Source organism: Gracilibacillus caseinilyticus (assembly GCF_022919115.1).
Classification (GTDB): Bacteria; Bacillota; Bacilli; order Bacillales; family Amphibacillaceae; genus Gracilibacillus; species Gracilibacillus caseinilyticus.
The window spans coordinates 3,977,455-3,998,137 of sequence record NZ_CP095072.1 but is presented as its reverse complement, the minus strand read 5'-3'; the positions used below and the strand labels follow the sequence as shown (position 1 = coordinate 3,998,137).

Genomic DNA, 20,683 nt, shown 5'->3' with positions numbered 1-20,683 from the left:
AATGCCAAGCAAACATTTTGAAATTGTCAAAAATCCCATTGATATAAATGCTATTATTCAAAAAGTTGAGGATCGCAATGCAGGAGCGATTACGACCTTTATTGGAACGGTAAGAGAATTGACGGGCGATAAACGTACCATTTATTTGGAATATCAAGCTTACAAACCGATGGCAGAGAAAATGCTTGAGCAAGTTGGACAAGAAATTGGCGAAAAATGGTCAGGTACACACGTCGCTATAACGCATCGTATTGGTTCACTAAATATTTCTGATATTGCTGTTGTAATTGCTGTCTCTTCTCCACATCGAAAACCGGCATATCAGGCCAATGAATATGCGATAGAACGAATTAAACAAATAGTGCCGATATGGAAAAAAGAGCAATGGGAAGATGGAGCGGCATGGATTGGCGATCAATTAGAGAATGTACCATACCCTACAGGTAAGCCAGAGATAAATGGAGGGGATCAGGATGATTAAAGTATTGCTATTTGCTCAGTTACAGGAAGAAGCCAAAACAGATGTGATCGAAATCGATTTTCAGGAAGGCACCGTAGCTGAATTGAAAAATATGCTTCAATCACAATTTAAACTTAGCCAACTTTCGGAATCGATGATTGCAATAAATGAAGCATATGCATTAGAGCAAGACATGGTGAGAAACGGTGATACAGTAGCGATTATCCCTCCAGTTAGTGGTGGCTAAGATGTATGTCATCCAAATAGTCGGCTATAAAAATAGTGGAAAAACCACTTTCATTAATCAATGGATTAAAACGTTAACCGCTAAAGGATTGCAAACGGCTACGATAAAGCATCATGGTCATGGTGGAGATCCGGATATACTGACAAAGAAAGATAGCTATAAGCATTATCGAGCAGGTGCTTCGATTACTACTGTCATTGGCGAGAATCAATTGTTGATGACAGCAGAGAAGGACAAACTGCCATTAGACAAGTTGTTAAACCTATATCAATTACTAGGTACAGATTATGTGTTTGTAGAAGGCTTCAAACAATGGCCATTGCCGAAAATAGTGCTGATAAGAGATGACCGGGAGGACGTTATGCATCAGCTAGAAAATGTGCAGCTGGTTAGTCGTGGACAGATAGAGGAAGCGATGAAAATGGTGGAAACCAACTTGAAATTGTTTGAGTGGCATATTGAGAGTGGAAGGTGAGAAGGATGCACCGGTTTCATGGTATAGTGTTGGCAGGGGGGAGCTCTTCCAGGTTCAATGGAGACAAGGCTTTTGCGATTTATCAAAGCAAGCCATTTTATCAGCATGCCATCGATCTCCTGACTCCATTAGTTGAACAGGTCTCTCTTGTTTGTCGACTTGATCAAACGAATGTGATAGCAGATCAACGTGTATCTGTTTTGACCGATGACGATCGATGTAGAGGAGAAGGGCCGCTTGCCGGCATCTATTCAGCTATGGTTGTCACGGATGCACAGTGGTATCTCGTTGTTCCAGTTGATACACCTTTCATGAAAAAAACGATCCTTCACGTTTTAATTGAACAGATGGACCCCACTTATGACGCGATCATTCCCTGTATTGATGGCCGTGTTCAGCCGTTAGTGGGTATTTACAATATAAATGTACTAGCAGTGATTCAAAAGCAGTTAGCAGACAATAAGCGTTCTATGCATCAGTTGCTTACAAGACTAAAGGTAAAATATGTGTCTTTCGGAGATAAAGAATCTTCTTGTTTTGTAAATATTAATTCTGCAGATGACTTTTATCGTTATATTACGAACAAAGAGGGGTGAAGGGAATGGAAAGAGTTATACGGTTTCTTTGGATAATTGCTGGTACTTTAAGTTTAACAACAGGTTTGATCGGCATCATTGTACCTATTTTGCCAACAACGCCATTAATAATTCTTGCTGGTTTTTGTTTTGGTAAATCATCACCTGCCTTACATAAGTGGCTGGTGACGAATAAATATTTTGGACACTATTTGCAGGATTATCAAAATGGCAAAGGTGTTCCACTGCGTATTAAAGGCTTCGCTGTGGTCATTGTTTGGACGAGTGTACTGTTTACCTTAATGATCATTCCTTTATTGTTCGTGAAACTCTTTGTATTAGCTATTGCTGTGTTTGTTAGTATATTTATTTTTACTTCTCCATTGTTAAAAGAAAAGCAGCCAAAAACCGCCCCTTCATTTACAGAATGAGGGGCGGTTTTTGGCATTTTACTAATTTTTAACGTATTTTATTCATCATCAATGGTTTCGTCATTAACGGCACGGTGTGCAAGTCTGGAAGAAGCGGCTGCTGCTATTGCACCGACGATATCATCTAAAAAGGTATGACAGCCATTTGATTTATCATTTAATTTCTCTAAAATACCTGGCTTCATTTTATCGATGTAGCCATAGTTGGTGAAACCAATTGAACCGTAAACATTAACTATCGATAACGCTATGACTTCATCAATGCCATAAAGACTTTCATCTGTTTCAAGAATCTCTTGCAATGGAGATTCTAACTTATTTTGTTCGGCTAGCATATCTAATTGAATCCCTGTAATGATAGCATTTTGCACTTCACGTTTTCCGATAACGCTATCCACATTTTCATAACATAATTCCAAGGTTAATCCGTCTTGGTAGTCATTTTGCAGAAAATAAACTAGATCAGCTATATCCTCCAGCTGTACACCGCGATCCTTCAACCATTGGCGTGCTTTTTGTTCTAATTCAGTTAAGTTTTTTTTCATTTCATCACTTCCTGTATTCATCATTTTATTTTTCCTTATGACATATATTCTAATATATAATCTATATAGGGGGAAAATTCATGCATCCCATATTCTTACATTACCCAATTCAGGTGCCAACTAAACAAATAGCAGATCAGCCGTATGTTACATTTGCTGATCAATCCTATTATTATTTTGTCATTCCTACAGATATGAGCGAGCGAAATGCATTAGAATTATATACGATAGCGACCCATTTCCACCAACAAGGCTGGAACAATGTTTCTTGTCCTATGCCAAATGTTCATAATCAGTTTTTAACAACGATAGGCAAAAAGAAATACTTGTTAAGCTATGCAATCAATCACAAGGATAAGCGAGACGAGGCTAGCAGATTAGCAATGTTTCACCAGTCCGGATTTACTTATCCTTATCAGCCGTCTTCGATGAACAGCTATGGAAAATGGAAGGATTTATGGACGACCAAAATTGATCAGTACGAAGCACTCTTTCAACAATTGTATCAGCAACGTCCTGCTAATGCATTTTTAAGAGAATTTGTTAACATATTTCCTTATATGATGGGGATCGCAGAAAATGCGATTCAATACTTGCACGTAGTAGAACAAGAAACACAATTTAATGAAAGTGATCAACCCGCTATTACGTTCGGCAGATACGATAATCAGATGGATTCATCATTTATTTGGTGTGATCATTTCGTATATGATCACCCGGTCAGAGATCTAGCAGAAAAACTACGAGGCTATATGCTGACGGAAGAAGGCCTTGCTTCTCCACAGTGCAGGGATTTTTTAAGAGAATACCTGACTAATCAGCAACTGTCGGTATTTGGTTGGAAATTATTATATGCCCGTTTATTATTTCCAGTGCACCTTCTTGATTTCATGGATCAGATCCGGTCATTTTCTTCGGAATACCCGGATATGGAACAAGTGATTGATAACCAAACGCACTATGAAGAGAATTTACGGACATTTTTTTCACAATTAGGCATTGATCAAAGAGAAATAAATAGTATACAATTAGATTGGTTACAAAATGTATATTAGGAAAGGCGATGCATTTCCATTTTTGATAGATGGGATGCTTTTTTTTTTGTTTTTTAGGCAATTGTGTCTTGATAATATAGTGAGACAGTTGTATAATGTCCACTATATATAAACAATTGTATTCGTAAAGTGAACAAAGGGAGGGCGTCTTAATGAATCAAGTCTACGTAGGGTTATGTGGTCTTGGAACAGTTGGTACAGGGGTAGTAAAGCTGTTGCAAAACCATGCCGAAGAAATCAAATATAAAGTGGGTTGTGAAATCCATATAGAAAAAATCCTGGTCCATGACATCGACAAGAAACGTGATGTTGCGATCCAGGCTGAATGGTTAACAGATAATCCAGATGAATTAGTGAATAATGCGGAAATAGATATTATTATTGAAGTGATGGGTGGTATTGAAGACACCAATCTGCTGTTGGAAAAAGCAATCCGCAATAAGAAGCATATCGTGACTGCCAATAAAGATCTAATGGCTGTACACGGACAGAAATTACTCCGTTTAGCGAAAGAAAATAATTGTGATATTTTGTATGATGCAAGTGTGGCCGGTGGTATTCCGATTATTCGTTCGTTAACAGAAGGACTTGCATCTGACCGTATTCAGAAAATTATGGGTATTGTTAATGGTACGACCAACTATATCCTTACGAAAATGACGGATGATGAAGTAGCATTTGAGCCAGTATTAAAAGAGGCACAGGATCTTGGGTTTGCTGAATCAGATCCAACATCAGATGTTGATGGATTAGATGCAGCACGAAAAATGGCACTATTAGCAAACCTTGCTTTCAAAATGGAAATCAGCCTAGAGGATGTAGAAGTATCAGGTATTCGAACTATTTCACAAGAAGATATTACATTTGCAACAAGTTTAGGGTATACTATTAAATTAATAGGGATTGCTTCAATTAATGACAATGGAAAAGTGGAAGTCAGCGTTGAACCAACCCTTTTGCCGAAAGACCATCCATTAGCAATGGTTAAAAATGAATTTAACGCCGTATATGTCTATGGTGAAGCAGTAGGGGAGACAATGTTCTACGGTCCTGGTGCAGGAAGCATGCCAACTGCAACAGCGGTTGTTTCGGACTTAATGGATGTCGTCAAGAACATTCGCTTAGGCATCACGGGAAATGAATATATATTACCTCAGTTTCAAAAGCAACTAAAAGAAGATGATGAGAAGTACATGCAATATTTCATTCGCATGGAAGTGGACGACGAAGCTGGTACTTTTCAGAAAATTACAAATGTATTTTTAGATGAAAGTGTTAGTTTCCAAAAGATTTTGCAATTACCATCTGAACAAAAGAAAATGGCGGAAATCGTCATGGTCACACACAAAATCAGCAAACAGCAATTATTAAATAGCAGAGAAAATCTAAAAGGATTAGACGTTGTTAATGAAATTATCAGTTGTTATCGCGTCGATGGGGAGGATTAATTTTTATGGCTTGGCAAGGATTGTTACAAGAATATAAAGCATATCTACCAATTAACGAAAATACACCAATCATCAGTTTACACGAAGGAAATACACCGTTAATTAAACTGGAAAGATTATCTGAAAAGTATGGTGTTAATGCTTATGCTAAATTCGAAGGCTTAAATCCTACTGGTTCTTTTAAAGATCGCGGTATGGTCATGGCAATGGCAAAAGCGATGGAAGATGGAGCGAAAGCTGTTATTTGTGCATCAACCGGGAATACTTCTGCTTCAGCTGCAGCATTTGCAGCTAGAGCAGGGTTGAAATGTATCGTAGTAATCCCGGAAGGAAAGATCGCTCAAGGTAAATTAGCGCAAGCTGTTATGTACGGCGCAGAAATTTACTCGATTCAGGGGAATTTTGATGATGCATTACGTTATGTGCGAAAATTGGCTGAAACAGGCGAAGTAGCATTAGTAAACTCCGTCAACCCATATCGAATTGAAGGTCAAAAAACAGCAGCATTCGAAGTGTGTGATGCGCTAGGCAAAGCTCCTGAATATTTATTTATTCCGGTCGGTAATGCAGGAAATATTACCGCATACTGGAAAGGTTTCAAAGAATACCATGAGATGAAAGCTTCAGGATTGCCAACAATGATGGGCTTTGAAGCAAGTGGTGCAGCAGCAATTGTTCATGATCGTGTTTTTGAAAATCCGGAGACAGTCGGTACAGCGATTCGAATTGGTAATCCAGCCAGCTGGCAAGGTGCCGTCAATGCGCGTGACGAATCACAAGGTGAAATCGATGAGATTACCGATGAAGAGATGATCGAAGCCTATCAATGGATCGCCCAAAATGAGGGAGTTTTTGCGGAACCAGCATCATGTGCCTCTGTAGCAGGTCTTTTTAAAAAACTGAAAGAGGGTAAAGTGGAAAAAGGCTCTACAGTTGTCACAGTTTTAACTGGAAATGGATTAAAAGATCCTAATACAGCAATCGACTACAGTGAAGTGAAGCCAACCGTGTTACCCAATGATGAAGAAGTAATCATGAACGAAATCCTGGGTAGTGTCAAGGCATGAACTGGTCGATTAAAGTACCATCGAGTACCTCAAATTTAGGGGCAGGTTTCGACTCGATTGGTCTAGCATTAAATCTCTATTTAGAGCTCGATATCTCCAAAGCAGAGCAATGGGAGTTCATTCCGAAATCCGAGTGTCTTAAAGGAATACCGTCTGGAAAAGGTAATTTAGTCTATGAAATTGTGGAACAGGTAGCAGAGAAATACGACAAGGCTCAAGATATTCCTGCTTGTCGTGTAGAAATGACCAGCCATATTCCGTTAGCAAGAGGCCTTGGAAGTAGTGCAACAGCAATTATCGCTGGTATTGAACTTGCGAATGTGTTGCTACAATTACAACTGACCACTAGTGAGAAACTTCAGATCGCAACCGATATTGAAGGTCATCCGGATAATGTGGCACCATGTCTGCTAGGAGGATGTGTGATTGGGCATTATGACGGCGAAGTTTCATATACCAAGATTCCAGTGAATGGTGTTACGTTTGTAGCACTGATTCCAAGCTTTGAACTAAAAACAAAGGATGCGCGGGCAGTACTGCCGGATACTTTCTCGTTTAAAGAAAGCGTCCAGGCAAGCAGTGTAGCCAATGTCAGTGTTGCTGCTATTTGCAGAGGAGACTGGCGAACACTAGGAAAAATGATGGAGAAGGACCATTTTCATCAGCCGTATCGTAAATCATTAATATCACATTATGATGAACTGTATGATTATTTGCTCGAAGAAGCATATGGTGTCTTCTTAAGTGGAGCGGGTCCGACAATGATCGCGGTAGTTGATGACAAAAAAGTTTTTCTTACATTAAAGAAATGGCGAAATGATTATCCTGAGTTCAAGTGGCTGCCACTTCAAGTCGAAAATAGTGGAGCAAAAGTGGACAGAATACAAGAACAAGCTCAATAGTAACGAAAGCTGCTGATCTATTTATGGTCAGCAGGTTTTTTTCGTTATCGATATAAAATTCAGTCATAAAAGCGAATCACAAAAGTAATCATGCTAAGGGTGAAGAGTAGGTTCTTATAAAATGGATTACGTAAAGTGGAACTGTATAACTATTTAGCTATTTTGACATGTTTTATGGGTTTAGCAAAGCTCCGGAAATATCCCCGCAGGACGCGAAGTGGTTGCCCTAGCGGTATGCCAGCACACTAAGCATTTCAAAATGACTTCAACGCTAGTTGACATAATCCATATTATCGGCAGCGGCTTTATATATAATGTCAAAATTGCTAGTTAGTGGACACAGTCTGTGGTAAGACAATTATGCTATTTTTTATGATAAAAAAAGGAGTTATCTCGAAGATAACTCCTTTGCATGTATAATTAAAATACCTGTTCGATTTCGGTTACGCCTGGGACTTCTGCCATTAAGGCGCGTTCGATTCCTGCTTTTAATGTAATGGTGGAACTTGGACAGTTGCCACATGCACCCATTAAACGTAAGCGAACGATACCATCCTCTACGTCTACTAGTTCGACATCGCCACCATCTCGTAACAAGAATGGACGTAATTTATTTAACACTTCTTGTACTTGCTCTGATTGTTGTTCCATGAATGGAGACTCTCCTTTCGTCACTACATTACTATTATATATCCAACTATATAAAAAATCTATGGTTGCACTCTTTTTATTATTAAAGTTTCCACTACTATTTTAGCGATTATCGTTTTATTTGTAAATAAAAGTGTGTTAAAAATAGTATATGGAGGCGGCATGGACGTTGGATAAAATAGAGGTGTGGTATAATAATGATTAGAATCAAAGTAGCTTTCTGTATCAAAAATTTAGCCAAGGGAACAGAGAAGGTTCGTCAGCAGTTAATAACAGATCCTGATATGGATGTTGTAGAGTATGGCTGTACAAGTTACTGTGGGATATGCCGTAATTATCACGTAGCAATTGTCAATGGTAAACCCATACAAGCTGATACACCGGAAGCGTTACTTGAAAATATAGAGGACTATATCGATAATGAATTAATCGATCAGTTATAGAGAGGGAGCAAGCGGATAATGGAAATACCTTTTACAAAAATGCATGGACTTGGTAACAGTTATATTTTTATCAATACTTTTGACTATCCCGTTGAGGATGAAAAATTACATGATCTGGCTATTGCTGTAGCTGATAAAGATACAGGAATCGGATCGGATGGTCTTATTTTAATCCATCCCACCGACAAGGCAGAAGTAGGTATGCGCATTTTTAATAGAGATGGATCAGAAGGGAAAAACTGTGGTAATGGCTTACGTTGTGTGGCCAAGTTCGCATATGAACATCAGCTGGTATCAAAGAAAACCTTCACCATTGAAACGAAAGCAGGAAATGTTACGGCCGAAGTGCACGGAGACAAAGATTATGTCGAAGAAGTAACTGTAGACATGGGAGAACCGATTTTAAATCGTTCAGCAATACCTATGAAAGGTGATGAGGTAAAGCAGGTAGTTGCCGAGCCTTTTGTGGTGAGTGATCAGGAATTAGCAGTTACTACCGTTTCGATGGGGAACCCACATGCTGTCTTTTTCGTCGATGATATAAATCAGGCACCATTAACAACACTCGGACCGATCATTGAAAAAGATGCACGCTTTCCAGAAAGTGTGAATGTAGAATTTATTGAAAAAGTGAATGATCGGGAATTACATTTCCGCGTGTGGGAGCGTGGGTCTGGTGTGACACAGGCATGCGGAACAGGAGCATGTGCATCCGTTGTGGCGGCTATTCTAAATCAAACAATGGAAAAAGCTAAAGAAATCACTGTCCATTTAGCTGGTGGTGATTTATATATTACCTGGAGAGAAGATAACAGAGTATGGATGAGAGGGAAAGCGGAGACTAGCATTACTGGCATTTTCTTCTGGCAGTAAATAAACAAAAATATTGAAATCATTCGTGCTAGTTTGTATACTTGAACATACAATAGCTAATAAAAGTGCTTAGAAAAAGGAGTTTTTCTATGGTAATTAATATAACAGAAAATGCAAAAATGCAGATTCAAGAAATGATGAAGGAAGAGGATGCAGAAACAGTTCGCCTTCGTTTCGGTGTGAAAGGTGGAGGGTGCAGTGGTTTATCCTACTCACTTGGATTCGATTACGATGTAAACGAAGAGTTAGATCATACCGAAGAATCAAATGGTATTCCACTAACCATTCAGAAGTTCGACATTGATGTAATCCAAGGAACGACCATTGATTTCAAACAAAATATGATGGGTGGCGGATTCACCATCGATAATCCGAATGCTATCGTTTCTTGCGGATGCGGTTCATCCTTTAAAGCAAAAGAGCGTGAAGGAACACCGGAAAACTGTTAAGGCTTTGAGGCGTTTACGTCAACGGAAACAATTCGTAAACTTTACGGAAACTTTTCGCAGGGGTTGAGGATTGCAACGGAAAATAGACGCAATATAACTGTTCAACTGAATAAAAACAACCGCAATAGGCACGATTTAGGGCGGTTACTATCGAGACTTTCTTAACGGAATTTAAAACGTTAAGGAGGTCTCTTTTTTTATGGCATTAAAACGGAGGAAGCGAGTCACTAAGTTATCGCAAAGTGTTAAGGAATATCCGAAGTTAACCGGAAGCCAGGCGCTAGACATTGTACTAGCAGGAAAACGGGCAGAAGGAATTCGAGAACGTACGCTAAAAGATTACGTTAAAATGTACGGCTATTTTGAAGAATGGTTAAACGAGAACTATGAATTTCAGTATGTTAACGAATTATCGCCGGAAGTCTTTCGTAATTACATTAACTATCTACAATACGACAAGCAGAAGTATAGCGGTCATAAGCTGATTGACTACGAAAAGCAACCGATAGGACTAGCAAAAACAACGATAAATATTAACTTGAGGGCTTTAAAGGCGCTATTTAACTTTCTATATCGTGAGGGAATGATCGAAGTTAATCCGGTTGAGAACGTTAAACTCCTTAGAGTTGAAAACGAGAGCGATTTAAAAACCGCCTTAACCGACGAGGAAGTTAAAGGAATATTAGCACAACCAAATTTAAGGGAGTTTGTAGGTTTCCGAGACTTTGTAGCGATTAATACGCTATTAGATACCGGATTACGTATACAAGAATTACTTTCTTTACGAGCCGGAGATGTCGATATTGCCTCTAGGTTTATTACGATACAGGCCGGAAGAAGTAAGAATCTAAAAGCTAGACTTGTGCCGATGTCGACGCATGTCTCTAAGTTACTCTTACAGTTAATAACGGAGAATAGAGAGCATTTCAAAACGGATCGAATTTTCCTATCTTCTTACGGAGAACCGATACAGGCTAATCACTTTAACAAACGTTTGAAGTATCACGCAGAAAAAGCTGGAGTAGAAGGCAAGAAAGTAACTGCACATATTTACCGCCACACCTGGGCGAAGAATATGATTCTTAACGGTTGCGATCCGTTCACGTTACAAAAGATCGGAGGCTGGGCAGACATACGCACCATGAGGCGATATATACAAATGGACGTTACGGAAATGAGATCGAGCCATGACCAATATTCGCCAGTTATGAAGCTAAACAAACGAGGATAAAAACAAAAAAAAGAAGTACCGGAGAATTAACCCCGATACCACTTATTGACGTAAGTAAATTATAAACGTATTTCTAAAAATTCGCAAGTACTAAAATTCTGAATCTATGTAGATTTAACAGAACATACGTTTGTAATAGGGTTAGTTTCTTCCGGTCATAAATCGGAGGAATTACGCAATGCTAAGCTACCTAACTATCAATCTATCGGAATTACAACCTTTAGCAACCTTTGAAACAACCGCAGAAATGGACGATGTTATCTATTCATACATAGAGCAACTACGCACCAACGACGAACCAACGTCCGTTGTAGATACGTTGTTATTCTTAGGCCGTTCGAGTCTTCGGATAACCGGAGTAAGTTTCGCCAAATATGAAACGATAGCAACCGCAATAAATAAATCAAAGCGAACAGTTATCCGTTGTATGAACGTATTAGCAGGCTACGGAATGATCGAGAAATTACCGACGGTTAAAACCTGGCGAGGCAAAAGCCGAAAGAAGTCCGTTAATATTATTCGTATTTTACCGCAGTTGACACCACAGAATGACACCACAACGAAAGCCGAAGAAGTTACGCCACCCAACGAGATAGAAAGCGAAAATACTCCGCAACCAATTCACTATAAGCAATTTATTAATAATTCTATTAATACGTATTTAACAAGCCGTCATATATCGCCATACGTCGCATTTAAAGAGGCAGTAACTACGTTCATAGGCGAAGACAATCAACCGTTAGTAAGCCGTTTGTTCGGAGTGTATCTCGGTCAAACAAAGCCGTTAAGGTTAACGGAATATTATAGCACCGAAGGACAACCGGCACTAATATCCGCAGCAGTACAGGCGATAAGAGAGACGTTCAAAGCGACTAAGCGAAAGAACATACGGAATATAGCCGGATATTTCTCGGGAGTTCTTAGTAATAAGTTAGACGAGTTGATGTCCGAGGCAATGCAATTATAGGGAGGTGAACGGAATGAGTTTCCGACGTTTAAGACACTGGTTAGATTGCCGGTTATTTAATAAGCATCGTTTTGACTTCTACACCGACGAATGTATCGTATGTAGCCGAAAGTATTCCAGGAGATAAAGCCGAAGTAATTCCGAATGTGTAACAGTACTGTAAAGTATAAATACTTGACGGATTAACGATAAATAACGACATATGAAGAAAGTCGGAAATATTACGATATAGTAAGGCGAAATGTGTTCGGAGTGTATACGCATCGTTACTCATCGAGTGGATGACCGTTAATATAACCGAATATTTACCGGGCGAAGCCTTCACCGCAGACAGACTCGCCAAACATCGAGGGGCAACGTCCGTACTACGTAAAAAAGCGAAGGAAAGCGAGTTCCTCCGCAGCATTGTTCGGTTATAAGCTAAAGTCACGTAGACTTATTTCGATTTCCTCGTCCGTTATTCCGATATATCTTTTCGTTACGGATTGACTCGAATGGTTAAAGATCGCCATTAACGTCGCTATGTCCTTCTTTTCCCGGTAGTAATGATAACCGAAAGTTTTCCGGAGTGTGTGAGTTCCTATGTCCTTACGTCCGATTAATTCCGCAGCCTTCGCAAGTATTCTATAGGCCTGTGTGGTCGATATATGTCCGTCACCTTTACGGCTAGGGAAAAGCCAGCCTTCCGATGGTTTACCGTCCAAGTAGTCGGATATGTCGGCCATGATCGAATTAAGGTATACCTTACGAGTCTTTTCCGTCTTACCTTCACGGATTACCAGGTATGAACGTCCTTTGACGTCTTCTATCCGTAGTTTCACTATATCGCCGATCCGTAAGCCGGTATTAATGCCGATATTGAAAAGCAGAAGGTTACGCTGACTTTGAGCGCTATTCTTACCGGCTAAGCTAAGCGACTCTCTAAAGTCGTTTATAGCCTCCGAAGTTCTAAGAGGTTGTACGTCTACGATCATACCTTTTTTATCCGTAGTATTTGCCATAATATATCCGTCCTTCCGTAACGTAACATTAACGTTTAATATGTATCGTTTTATTCGTTATAGATATAATACCATACATTCGAATAGTGGTCAACGGAATAACGGCGTTATTATAGTAAATCGTATGTATGCTTTTATTCAAAAGGTTACATTCGTTTCAGTCGGAGGATCGCTCTATCGTTCGGGAATGCGACGGAAATAGCGGAGAAGTCCCGCCCCTAATGTAAGCGGTTTCCTTCGGCCGGCTATCTGGAAAATTGAGTTAAAATTTTGTAGCATCGGGGTCGGAAAAGTTATCGGACCATTATCGGAATACCTTCGCAACCAAGCAAGCGCCTTCTCAAGCGAAAGCCTCCGAAAATGCCTCCGCCTGGCTTAACGTCCCTACTCGAAAAAAAATTTCTGTAATTTTTCGGGAGTTTTAGGCGAAAAAAAAGAGCGCCTTTATTTGGCGCTTTCTTCCTTCGACTCTTCTATATGTAATGTTAATAATTCGTTAATGTCGTCGACTTCTAAGGCCTTCGCTATCCGTTCAAGGTGATCTATCGTTATTCTTTCTACAAAGCCTCGTACAAGGTTAGAAATGGCGTTAGGACGTATTCCGGTTAGTTCGGCCAGGTCTTTTTGCGTCAAGCCTCGCTTTTTTAACTCGCTACCTATCTTTATTTCCAATACATACTTATCCGACATTACTTTCGTTCCCCTTCCGTTCCCTCACGTTTATATTTCGCTAACTATCCGTATTATAATTCTTTTTTAAAAATATCGCAATATCTACTTGACGATATATCGCTTATACGATATAGTTATATTTGTAGCCGCCAAGCACACACAACAACGGAAGGAGGCCACCGAATGCAACTACGCCAACTAAACAATTACTTACACCGCCTTAAAGCGATTGAAACGGAAATAACCTCCGTTAGAATTAAAAATCGCAAGCTAGCCGACTTTATGAACGAGTTAGAATCTACGCAAGAATACGCGGAGAATAATCCGCATCTAATGCACGTATACAAGCAAGCAAGTAACGCTAGAGTTTTTTAATCGAAAGGCAGCGCCAACTGCCGAACAAGGATAGCGCCAAATATCCGAACAAAGTAGCGCCAACTACTTTTAAGTCAAGTTATTCTTAGATGCGAGCGGGTTTCGTAGAACCGAAATAAATAGTATACCCGAAAATTGAACGGAATAAAGTACGAGCAACTTACGAAAATAAAACTAACAGAATTGGAGCGATTTTATTGTGGCAAAGCAACTTAGCGAATTTTATTGGATCGGAAGTAACGGAAAAGTAACACCAGTAGACAATACGGAAGGTATCGTTAAAAGCTACTTAGGTGAATTAATTAGCGAGTTTGACCGGCTGCCAAAGTGGGTGAAGGATACGTTAATAGACAAAGTTAAAAATGACGAAAAACAACTCGAATATGTCCGGTTTGTTATGAAGAGGCGCTGAGAGTTAGGCGCTTCTCTTTTTTTTCGCTGAAAATGCCGAACTAAGGGTGCGAAAATTGTATAAGAATATAGAGGGGTTTTTAAATTTTCGGAAAAAGTTTCGATTTACTGGGTGTATAAGAGGCGAAAAAATACACTAGTATAGTGAGGAAGTTAAAAAAGTTTCGGTCGACTATGCAACAAAGACGTGATTTTGTAACTATGTATATGAGAAGGAACTATTTATTTTAAAAAGTTTGGTTTCAATACTGTAATAAGAGGCGATTTTGTAACTATATAGGTGAGAGGTAATTTTATTTTAAGAAATTTACTCTTACTACTTGTATAAGCCTTTATTTTGTAACTATATAGGTGAGGGAACTATTTATTTTAAAAAGTTTGTGTTAGGTATGCAACAAACAGGCGAAAAAATACACTAGTATAGTGAGGAAGTTAAAAAAGTTTTGTTTCGATACTGTAATAAGACGTGATTTTGTAACTATATAGGTGAGAGGGAATTTTATTTTAAAAACTTTCGCTTAGAGGGTTGTCTAAGAGGCGATTTTGTAACTATGTATATGAGGAATACTTTTTATTAATTGAAGCAGGCGCAGAGCCTCGCTTTTTTATTTTCGATTAAAGAATAATTTTAACACTAATTAAACGAGGAGGAATAAGGATGACACCAAAACAAATGAAGTTGTTGCGACTCTATGAAGGCTTAACTCAGAAAGAGTTCGCAGAAAAGGTTGACTTAGCATTATCGACAGTCGCGAAAGTTGAGGCGGGTTTTGTAGACGTATCCGACGTAACAAGATCGAGGGTGCTTCGAGTTTATGATCTACAAGATGCCGGTTACTTAGCGTTCTGTGAGCGTATGGGAGCTAGATAAGCGTACTATCTTACGTTCTATACGTTATCACCTATATAAATAAGTTATTAGTACCGAAAACCAACACATCTAAAATCTATCAAACTACTAAAGGGGTGGAAGAAATGGAAAAGTACAAATGTATTCTAAGTTTAAGGGTGGCGAATGATTTAGTAGCGAAGAATTATAAGCTAGTCTATATCGAACCATCGCATAAAAGAGAGGGGAAACTCGTTTTCGTTTTCGAGAATAGCGGAGAACTTGAAAGCGAGTTATCTAAATATCGACAGAAGGGACGTCGTTAATCAATGGAACAGCCTATCAAGCAGCTTGTTGCGAAATTCAACGAGTTGTACATCCAAACGAGAAGTAAGTATCTTGTTCAATTTCCGGAAAGTAAGTACATCACGTTAACACATGCACCGGACAACAAAGTAGTTAAGTTGAACGATAGTATGCTTAACACGCATTTAAAAGGTGATCTAACATATGGAGTTTTCGCCGGAGGTTATTTCAGTAAGTTTATAACGTTCGACGTCGATTGTAGTAACGAATCTATGTCACGATGGATAACGTTAAGACTTGCTTACGTACTTGAAACGGAATACGAGATCGAACGAGATAACATTCACGTAAGCTATTCCGGAAATAAAGGTTATCACGTCGACCTATTCTTTAAAGATCAAGTTAAAGTCGAAGAATTGAAAGCGTTCTATCAATCGGTTGTTATTAGCGTTGGAAAACTACCGGAAGGGGAAATCGAGTTCCGACCTTCATGGACGCAAGGGGTTAAGCTACCGTTAGGAACGCACCAGAAGACCGGTAGGCGTTGCTTGTTTGTCGACAATGAAACGTTAGAGCCGTTCGACGAAGGCGACTCTTACGACTATTTCCTTGCGATTGAGCCTATGTCGTCCGAGATTGTAACCGATTCTAAGATAAACCTAACTAACGAACAAATAACGGAGTTTGAAGAGGTTGTCGCAACTACGGACGTAACCGTTAACGCTATAGACTTATCGGGTGCATTGCATAAGGCAGCTAAGATAATCGAAACCGGACGCCTTACGGAAAGTGGGAGCCGTCACAAGGTAACCTATACGTTAGCTTGTTTCGGAAATACGCAAGGCTGGGAACGCGAAGAGACGGTCGAGGTTATTCTCGAAATACTTCACAATACGCCGAAAGATTATTTTAGCGAAGGAAGTACGCCGGAATATTGGCATAAAGAGGCGGTTAGATTAGTTGACTACGTATTCGATCAGGATAAAACGGTAGCAGGGTCCGACAGACCTGTGAAGATACACAAATCCGAGATATTAGCCGTTTTAAATAGTGGAACGTTCCGACAAAAGCAGTTAGCTTACGCCATGCTTATGACAAGTAAACGTTACGGAAATATATTTTATCTAACGGTTAATACCGCTATGAAGATGATCGGTACAAATTCTAGGCAAACCGTGCAGGCAGCTATAAAAAAGCTAATTGAAAGTGGATTTATCGAATATCACCGTAAAGCTGAGGTCGACAGGGCGCGTAGTTTAGAAATCGGACAAGTACGATACAAGCCTAATAAGTACCGACTAGCCTTCGATAAACCGAAAGAGGACGAAGAATCCGTCAAGGTTACAAAAGAAGAGGATATGATCGAAGTTGCATTAAAACTTTGCACGGTTACAGAGATCCGTAAACATGTAAAACGATATGAATTTGAGAGCCGTTGGAGGGAGTATGTACCAGTATAACTATGCTTTATTACTCGTTATATTAGATACTCCTATATATAAATAAGTTATTAGTACCGAAAACCAACACATTTTAGAGCACTCGATGAAGGCAATCGCCGGAGGGTATGAACGGAATACTTACCGAATGGAGTGGAATTGAATGAGAAAAGTAAACAATTTAAAAGGTGGACAGTTCGGAAAACTCACGGTAATAGAACGAGCAGAGAATCGTAAAGGGCGCAGTTATTGGCGTTGTATTTGCGAGTGTGAAACTGTTAAGGAAGTTAGAGGCAGCGCATTAACAAGCGGAAACACGAAAACGTGTGGATGTTCTAAAAGAAAGCATAACAAAACGCACGGCATGAGTCACCTTCGCTTATATAAAACATGGACACACATGATGGGCCGATGCTATTCCGAAAATTATCACAACTTCGCCAACTACGGCGGGCGAGGGGTAACCGTATATGAACCATGGAAGGACTTTATCATGTTCTATCGGGATGTAGTTCATATGTATAACGAACACGCCTTACAACACGGAGAGAAAGAAACGACACTTGACCGCATAGACTCTAACGGAAACTACGAGCCTAGTAATGTAAGGTTTGCGACGTACGAGGTACAGGCGAATAACCGACGGAATAATAAAAGCGCATGAACAATAATGTAAGCGCTTACAACTAAAGAGGTGAGGAAATGAGTTACTACGATAAGGCTGAACAAGAAACGATCTACACTTACGATGTATTAGAAAAAAGGTGGCGAGTGTACTCGACTTATCCGCCAGACATCCGACAGTTGCTAGGAAAAGCGGAAATGATCGCTAAAACAACGGATGAAGCCGGAAGAATCATATCATTTGACGGTTATGTAGATCGAAATCAAGTACGCTTGTTCAAGCCTAAAATATAGGCGTTGTAAGGCGGTTTTTAGAGCGTTAAAGGTAGTCGAGGGTATTTATAGCTGATAATACGTAACTAAGTAAAAACAAGCTTCATACCTTCGATATTTTTACGCCAAAACGCTATATCTGTACCTACTATATCTGATTGGAGGGCGTTAAATGAAATGTATTATAAAAATGCACGAACACTCCACGTACGGAGCCGGAAAGACCGTCCTGGTAGACGCTGAAACGTACGAGCCTATATTTAAGCACGGCGGAGTTATAACCGTCACTTCCGAAGGCTACCGACTCACAACAAAAGCAGGCGAGGTTATCCGAGAAGGAACGGAAACGGACGCTATCCAAGCCGTAAAGGCGTTAGACTTTTATATCGAAAATTTAATGGTAGTTGACGAAGTTAAAGAAGTCGAATTACCGTACTCCGACTACTTGCGAAAATACGGGCACGGCTTAATTCAACGAAATAATACAAGGCGTTTCCGATACGTTACTTTAACAGAGGACGACGCGACCGCCTTTGGAATAGTTGAACGTAAGGAAAACGAAACAATCGCGTTCTATTCGATCTACGAACCTACCAAGCTAACAAATCGAGAAAGAACGCTTTATCTACTCGACTATATAAACGACTTACTAAACGCTGAGGACTTCGCATTCATTAACGGCCACGGAGTTAGCACTTCGCATATTAAGCATTGGAAGAACGACAGGCAAGCGCTAAGGCTTTACGCTACTTCGATAGATAAGGCGAATAAAGAGGCGTTGGCATTAGCTGAGGATGCGTTACAACGTAAGACGACTATTATCGAAAAAATGGAGGACACGAAATAATGCAAAGGAAAAAACAATTTAATAAAAACGGAATACTTATTCAAAAAGAAAGACCGCCGAAGAGAGTTCAATCGAAAGAAGCGGAAAAAGAAGAGGCTCACTATAGAAAGGATGGTAACCGATGAACGACAAAAGAGAAATCAATATAAAACCACAATCTTACAATGAAACTTTAAAAGCGAGACAAGAACAACCCAAAGGGGATAACCCGAACAAAGGCTATCAAGGCGGACGTTCTCCGGGAATTACGAGAATAGATATTCCTCAGAAAAAGCGAGGTAATGCCGAGCATGGCGAAGAAGAAACGGAATAACCACTTGAGAAGTAACCGAGATATCAGAAAACGTAAATCAATGTCCGAAGGCAAGAACTGGACGGAGAAGCTACTTGCAAGCGAAGAACAAACGGATAAGAAACTAGGTAATAAACGTAAAGCGAAGGACGGAGCTAAAAGGCTTCGGAATGATCACAACTAAGGAGGCAAACGAGGATATGAGCGAAGAACAAACGGACTACAAGCAACTGTACGAGCAATTACAAGCGGACTTATCCGCAAGAAAAGCGAAGTCAACCTACGAGAAGAAACGTCAAAGGTTAATTAGCGAAGGTTATTCGGAGGAGCAAGCGAATAAATATTCCGAACAAATAACAGGTGATACCGACGATGAAATAAAAGAATCGGTAAGCAAGTTAACGCTAGACATTCCTCCGAAAAAGAAATACGCGGAACCAAGCATTATAAACGGAACACGGACGAAAGCAAAGCCTAAAGATAAGGCTGAGAAAGGTCGTGAGGCGGTAAGAAGGCTTCGAGAAAAAGGAAAATTACGTAGAAAATAACGGAGGGATTACATGAGCGAGGAAGTTTTATTAAATCAAGAAGAAGTAAACGAGGTTGTAAAAAAGAGACTAGACCGAGAAAAAAGAAAATACCGTGAAGAGGTCGAAGCATTAAAAGCGAGAATTGCAGAGTTAGAAGGCGAAGGCAATCCGGAAGAGGAGGAAACGCCGGAAGAAGAACCCGAAGCAAGCGACGAACAAACAGAGGACAAGAACGACGAGCAAGCCGAATATAAAGCAAAGTACCTTAACGCTTTAAAGCAAGCGAAGCTATTAGACGCCGGATTCTCTTTCGACCAAATATCGAAGTATGAACAGTATGTAACAGGAGAATCAAGCGAAGAGATCGAGCGCCAGGCGCTAGAGTTATCGCAGGAAGTACAGAGTCATAATACAAGTGGAAAAGGGTACGCCGACCCAGGAGCAACTGAAAAGAAGGGCGTATGGAATCCGTTTCAATAAAAACTAATAAAAGGGAGCGATTTATAACATGGCAGAGAAAAGAATATTTACATTTGAGCAAACCGAAGGAATACCGCAGCACACAGCAACAAAAGTAAGCGACGAGAAAGCGAAAGAGATTGTAGAAAGTGGCGCAGGGGTTGAAATATCATTCGGAGATTATGACCAACTAGAGGCTAAAGCGTCGAAGGCTTACGACGACTATAAACAGAAAGTAAAAGAAATCAAGGAATCAGACAACCCACTTCATACGGACGAGTATAAACGTTGGGAAATCTCAAAACTTGAACGTCAATACACTAACGAATCAAGAGCGCTACAAAGAGAGTGGGAAGAGAAACAAAAAGAAATGATTAACCAAGCGCAACAGAAAGCAGCTAAAGCGACAGTTAACGTCACACAAGCGGACTATACACTTGCCGACCAACTAGCGACAAGGTTAGCGCTACAAATTAAAGGGGCGTCGAATGGACTTGAAGCAGCTGCCGCGTTAAAAGATGCCGAAGCAAGTATAAAACATTTGAGCGACTCGGAGAAAGTAGCGCTTCAATCAAAAATGGACGGACTACTTTCCGCCATTGAACAAGCAGGCGAGAAGTACAACGGAAGGAAAGGCAATCAAAGCGAGGTTAATATAAAGCCTAGCATCGTATTGCAGAACGTACAGGACGTTAGAAACCCCGACTTATTAGCCGGCAAGGTAGCGGATCAACTTCCGCCAAACGTTAACGTTAAAAAATCACGAGGCCAACAAGTTAAAAAACGAGTATTTTAAAAATGATAAT

At 39.9% G+C, this 20,683-nt stretch carries 31 protein-coding genes; 27 read left to right on the top strand and 4 right to left on the bottom strand.

The genetic code is table 11. The features are described from left to right. Position 1 precedes the first annotated feature (1 nt). Genes MUN88_RS19245 through MUN88_RS19225 form a run of 5 tightly spaced genes read left to right on the top strand, consistent with a single transcriptional unit; the run spans position 2 to position 2,188 of the window. Positions 2-481 carry a molybdenum cofactor biosynthesis protein MoaE gene (locus tag MUN88_RS19245; RefSeq protein ID WP_244718255.1) on the top strand — a complete coding sequence of 160 codons (480 nt, stop codon included), beginning with the start codon at positions 2-4 and terminating at the stop codon, positions 479-481. Next, on the top strand, positions 474-707 hold the full coding sequence (moaD, locus tag MUN88_RS19240) for a molybdopterin converting factor subunit 1 (RefSeq protein ID WP_244718252.1): 234 nt from the start codon (positions 474-476) through the stop codon (positions 705-707). The genes MUN88_RS19245 and moaD overlap by 8 nt, the downstream gene beginning before the upstream one ends. Position 708: 1 nt before the next feature. Further along, positions 709-1,182: a molybdopterin-guanine dinucleotide biosynthesis protein B gene (mobB, locus tag MUN88_RS19235; protein ID WP_244718250.1), complete on the top strand. Its 474-nt coding sequence runs from the start codon at positions 709-711 to the stop codon at positions 1,180-1,182. A gap of 5 nt (positions 1,183-1,187) precedes the next feature. Then, positions 1,188-1,778: a molybdenum cofactor guanylyltransferase gene (locus MUN88_RS19230; RefSeq protein ID WP_244718248.1), complete on the top strand. Its 591-nt coding sequence runs from the start codon at positions 1,188-1,190 to the stop codon at positions 1,776-1,778. 5 nt (positions 1,779-1,783) lie between these two features. Continuing rightward, positions 1,784-2,188, top strand: coding sequence for a YbaN family protein (locus MUN88_RS19225; protein ID WP_244718246.1), 405 nt, complete (start codon positions 1,784-1,786; stop codon positions 2,186-2,188). 38 nt (positions 2,189-2,226) lie between these two features. Here the strand turns inward: MUN88_RS19225 and MUN88_RS19220 are convergent, their stop codons facing one another. Further along, the gene (locus MUN88_RS19220; RefSeq protein ID WP_244718244.1) at positions 2,227-2,733 is read right to left on the bottom strand and encodes a phosphatidylglycerophosphatase A family protein; all 507 of its coding nucleotides are present in this window, start codon (positions 2,731-2,733) and stop codon (positions 2,227-2,229) included. 80 nt (positions 2,734-2,813) lie between these two features. On the opposite strand from MUN88_RS19220, the gene MUN88_RS19215 reads away from it, so the two are divergent. From MUN88_RS19215 to thrB, 4 genes are all read left to right on the top strand, one after another. Then, a complete protein-coding gene (locus MUN88_RS19215) occupies positions 2,814-3,788 on the top strand; it encodes a YutH/CotS family kinase-like spore coat protein (RefSeq protein WP_244718242.1) in 975 nt (324 codons plus the stop codon). 152 nt (positions 3,789-3,940) lie between these two features. After that, positions 3,941-5,236, top strand: a complete 1,296-nt coding sequence (locus tag MUN88_RS19210; protein ID WP_244718240.1) for a homoserine dehydrogenase — start codon at positions 3,941-3,943, stop codon at positions 5,234-5,236. A gap of 5 nt (positions 5,237-5,241) precedes the next feature. Then, the gene (thrC, locus tag MUN88_RS19205) at positions 5,242-6,303 is read left to right on the top strand and encodes a threonine synthase (RefSeq protein WP_244718238.1); all 1,062 of its coding nucleotides are present in this window, start codon (positions 5,242-5,244) and stop codon (positions 6,301-6,303) included. After that, entirely contained in the window at positions 6,300-7,205 is a 906-nt protein-coding gene (thrB, locus tag MUN88_RS19200; protein WP_244718235.1) for a homoserine kinase, read from the top strand. Before thrC ends, thrB begins: the two co-directional genes overlap by 4 nt. 420 nt (positions 7,206-7,625) lie before the next feature. Here the strand turns inward: thrB and MUN88_RS19195 are convergent, their stop codons facing one another. Then, the gene (locus tag MUN88_RS19195; RefSeq protein WP_058306846.1) at positions 7,626-7,856 is read right to left on the bottom strand and encodes a NifU family protein; all 231 of its coding nucleotides are present in this window, start codon (positions 7,854-7,856) and stop codon (positions 7,626-7,628) included. A 197-nt stretch (positions 7,857-8,053) separates the two neighbouring features. Here MUN88_RS19195 and MUN88_RS19190 point away from each other — a divergent pair, with 197 nt between their 5' ends. The 5 genes from MUN88_RS19190 to MUN88_RS19170 all read left to right on the top strand — a co-directional run bounded on the left by MUN88_RS19190 (position 8,054) and on the right by MUN88_RS19170 (position 11,819). Beyond that, positions 8,054-8,299 (top strand): DUF1450 domain-containing protein, encoded by a 246-nt coding sequence (locus tag MUN88_RS19190; protein WP_244718232.1) that lies wholly within the window; start codon positions 8,054-8,056, stop codon positions 8,297-8,299. Positions 8,300-8,314: 15 nt separating this feature from the next. Then, positions 8,315-9,172: a diaminopimelate epimerase gene (gene dapF / locus MUN88_RS19185; RefSeq protein ID WP_369810004.1), complete on the top strand. Its 858-nt coding sequence runs from the start codon at positions 8,315-8,317 to the stop codon at positions 9,170-9,172. Positions 9,173-9,261: 89 nt separating this feature from the next. Continuing rightward, positions 9,262-9,621 carry a HesB/IscA family protein gene (locus MUN88_RS19180; RefSeq protein ID WP_244718227.1) on the top strand — a complete coding sequence of 120 codons (360 nt, stop codon included), beginning with the start codon at positions 9,262-9,264 and terminating at the stop codon, positions 9,619-9,621. A 199-nt stretch (positions 9,622-9,820) separates the two neighbouring features. Further along, a complete protein-coding gene (locus MUN88_RS19175; protein ID WP_244718224.1) occupies positions 9,821-10,852 on the top strand; it encodes a tyrosine-type recombinase/integrase in 1,032 nt (343 codons plus the stop codon). A gap of 178 nt (positions 10,853-11,030) precedes the next feature. Next, positions 11,031-11,819 carry a hypothetical protein gene (locus MUN88_RS19170; protein ID WP_244718221.1) on the top strand — a complete coding sequence of 263 codons (789 nt, stop codon included), beginning with the start codon at positions 11,031-11,033 and terminating at the stop codon, positions 11,817-11,819. Positions 11,820-12,232: 413 nt separating this feature from the next. Here the strand turns inward: MUN88_RS19170 and MUN88_RS19165 are convergent, their stop codons facing one another. Next, positions 12,233-12,820: a tyrosine-type recombinase/integrase gene (locus MUN88_RS19165; protein WP_244718219.1), complete on the bottom strand. Its 588-nt coding sequence runs from the start codon at positions 12,818-12,820 to the stop codon at positions 12,233-12,235. A 444-nt stretch (positions 12,821-13,264) separates the two neighbouring features. Next, positions 13,265-13,510: a helix-turn-helix domain-containing protein gene (locus tag MUN88_RS19160; RefSeq protein WP_244718216.1), complete on the bottom strand. Its 246-nt coding sequence runs from the start codon at positions 13,508-13,510 to the stop codon at positions 13,265-13,267. Between the two features lie 165 nt (positions 13,511-13,675). Between MUN88_RS19160 and MUN88_RS19155 the strand changes: the two genes are divergently transcribed. From MUN88_RS19155 to MUN88_RS19100, 13 genes are all read left to right on the top strand, one after another. Beyond that, positions 13,676-13,867: a hypothetical protein gene (locus MUN88_RS19155; RefSeq protein ID WP_244718213.1), complete on the top strand. Its 192-nt coding sequence runs from the start codon at positions 13,676-13,678 to the stop codon at positions 13,865-13,867. Positions 13,868-14,066: 199 nt separating this feature from the next. After that, complete coding sequence (locus MUN88_RS19150; protein WP_244718210.1) at positions 14,067-14,279, top strand: hypothetical protein; 213 nt, start codon at positions 14,067-14,069, stop codon at positions 14,277-14,279. Between the two features lie 657 nt (positions 14,280-14,936). Beyond that, on the top strand, positions 14,937-15,149 hold the full coding sequence (locus MUN88_RS19145; protein ID WP_244718207.1) for a helix-turn-helix domain-containing protein: 213 nt from the start codon (positions 14,937-14,939) through the stop codon (positions 15,147-15,149). Between the two features lie 287 nt (positions 15,150-15,436). Then, the gene (locus MUN88_RS19140; RefSeq protein ID WP_244718204.1) at positions 15,437-16,873 is read left to right on the top strand and encodes a TOTE conflict system archaeo-eukaryotic primase domain-containing protein; all 1,437 of its coding nucleotides are present in this window, start codon (positions 15,437-15,439) and stop codon (positions 16,871-16,873) included. Between the two features lie 142 nt (positions 16,874-17,015). Further along, a complete protein-coding gene (locus MUN88_RS19135) occupies positions 17,016-17,516 on the top strand; it encodes a hypothetical protein (RefSeq protein ID WP_244718201.1) in 501 nt (166 codons plus the stop codon). A gap of 38 nt (positions 17,517-17,554) precedes the next feature. Continuing rightward, positions 17,555-17,770, top strand: coding sequence for a hypothetical protein (locus tag MUN88_RS19130; protein WP_244718198.1), 216 nt, complete (start codon positions 17,555-17,557; stop codon positions 17,768-17,770). Between the two features lie 151 nt (positions 17,771-17,921). Next, on the top strand, positions 17,922-18,596 hold the full coding sequence (locus MUN88_RS19125) for a hypothetical protein (RefSeq protein ID WP_244718195.1): 675 nt from the start codon (positions 17,922-17,924) through the stop codon (positions 18,594-18,596). Then, positions 18,596-18,721, top strand: coding sequence for a hypothetical protein (locus MUN88_RS21680; RefSeq protein WP_256463972.1), 126 nt, complete (start codon positions 18,596-18,598; stop codon positions 18,719-18,721). Before MUN88_RS19125 ends, MUN88_RS21680 begins: the two co-directional genes overlap by 1 nt. Beyond that, positions 18,718-18,909 carry a hypothetical protein gene (locus MUN88_RS19120; RefSeq protein WP_244718192.1) on the top strand — a complete coding sequence of 64 codons (192 nt, stop codon included), beginning with the start codon at positions 18,718-18,720 and terminating at the stop codon, positions 18,907-18,909. The genes MUN88_RS21680 and MUN88_RS19120 overlap by 4 nt, the downstream gene beginning before the upstream one ends. Further along, positions 18,887-19,072: a hypothetical protein gene (locus MUN88_RS19115; RefSeq protein ID WP_244718189.1), complete on the top strand. Its 186-nt coding sequence runs from the start codon at positions 18,887-18,889 to the stop codon at positions 19,070-19,072. The genes MUN88_RS19120 and MUN88_RS19115 overlap by 23 nt, the downstream gene beginning before the upstream one ends. A gap of 16 nt (positions 19,073-19,088) precedes the next feature. After that, a complete protein-coding gene (locus MUN88_RS19110; protein WP_244718186.1) occupies positions 19,089-19,436 on the top strand; it encodes a hypothetical protein in 348 nt (115 codons plus the stop codon). Between the two features lie 12 nt (positions 19,437-19,448). Continuing rightward, the gene (locus tag MUN88_RS19105) at positions 19,449-19,898 is read left to right on the top strand and encodes a hypothetical protein (RefSeq protein WP_244718184.1); all 450 of its coding nucleotides are present in this window, start codon (positions 19,449-19,451) and stop codon (positions 19,896-19,898) included. Between the two features lie 28 nt (positions 19,899-19,926). After that, entirely contained in the window at positions 19,927-20,673 is a 747-nt protein-coding gene (locus MUN88_RS19100; RefSeq protein ID WP_244718181.1) for a hypothetical protein, read from the top strand. Positions 20,674-20,683 lie beyond the last annotated feature (10 nt).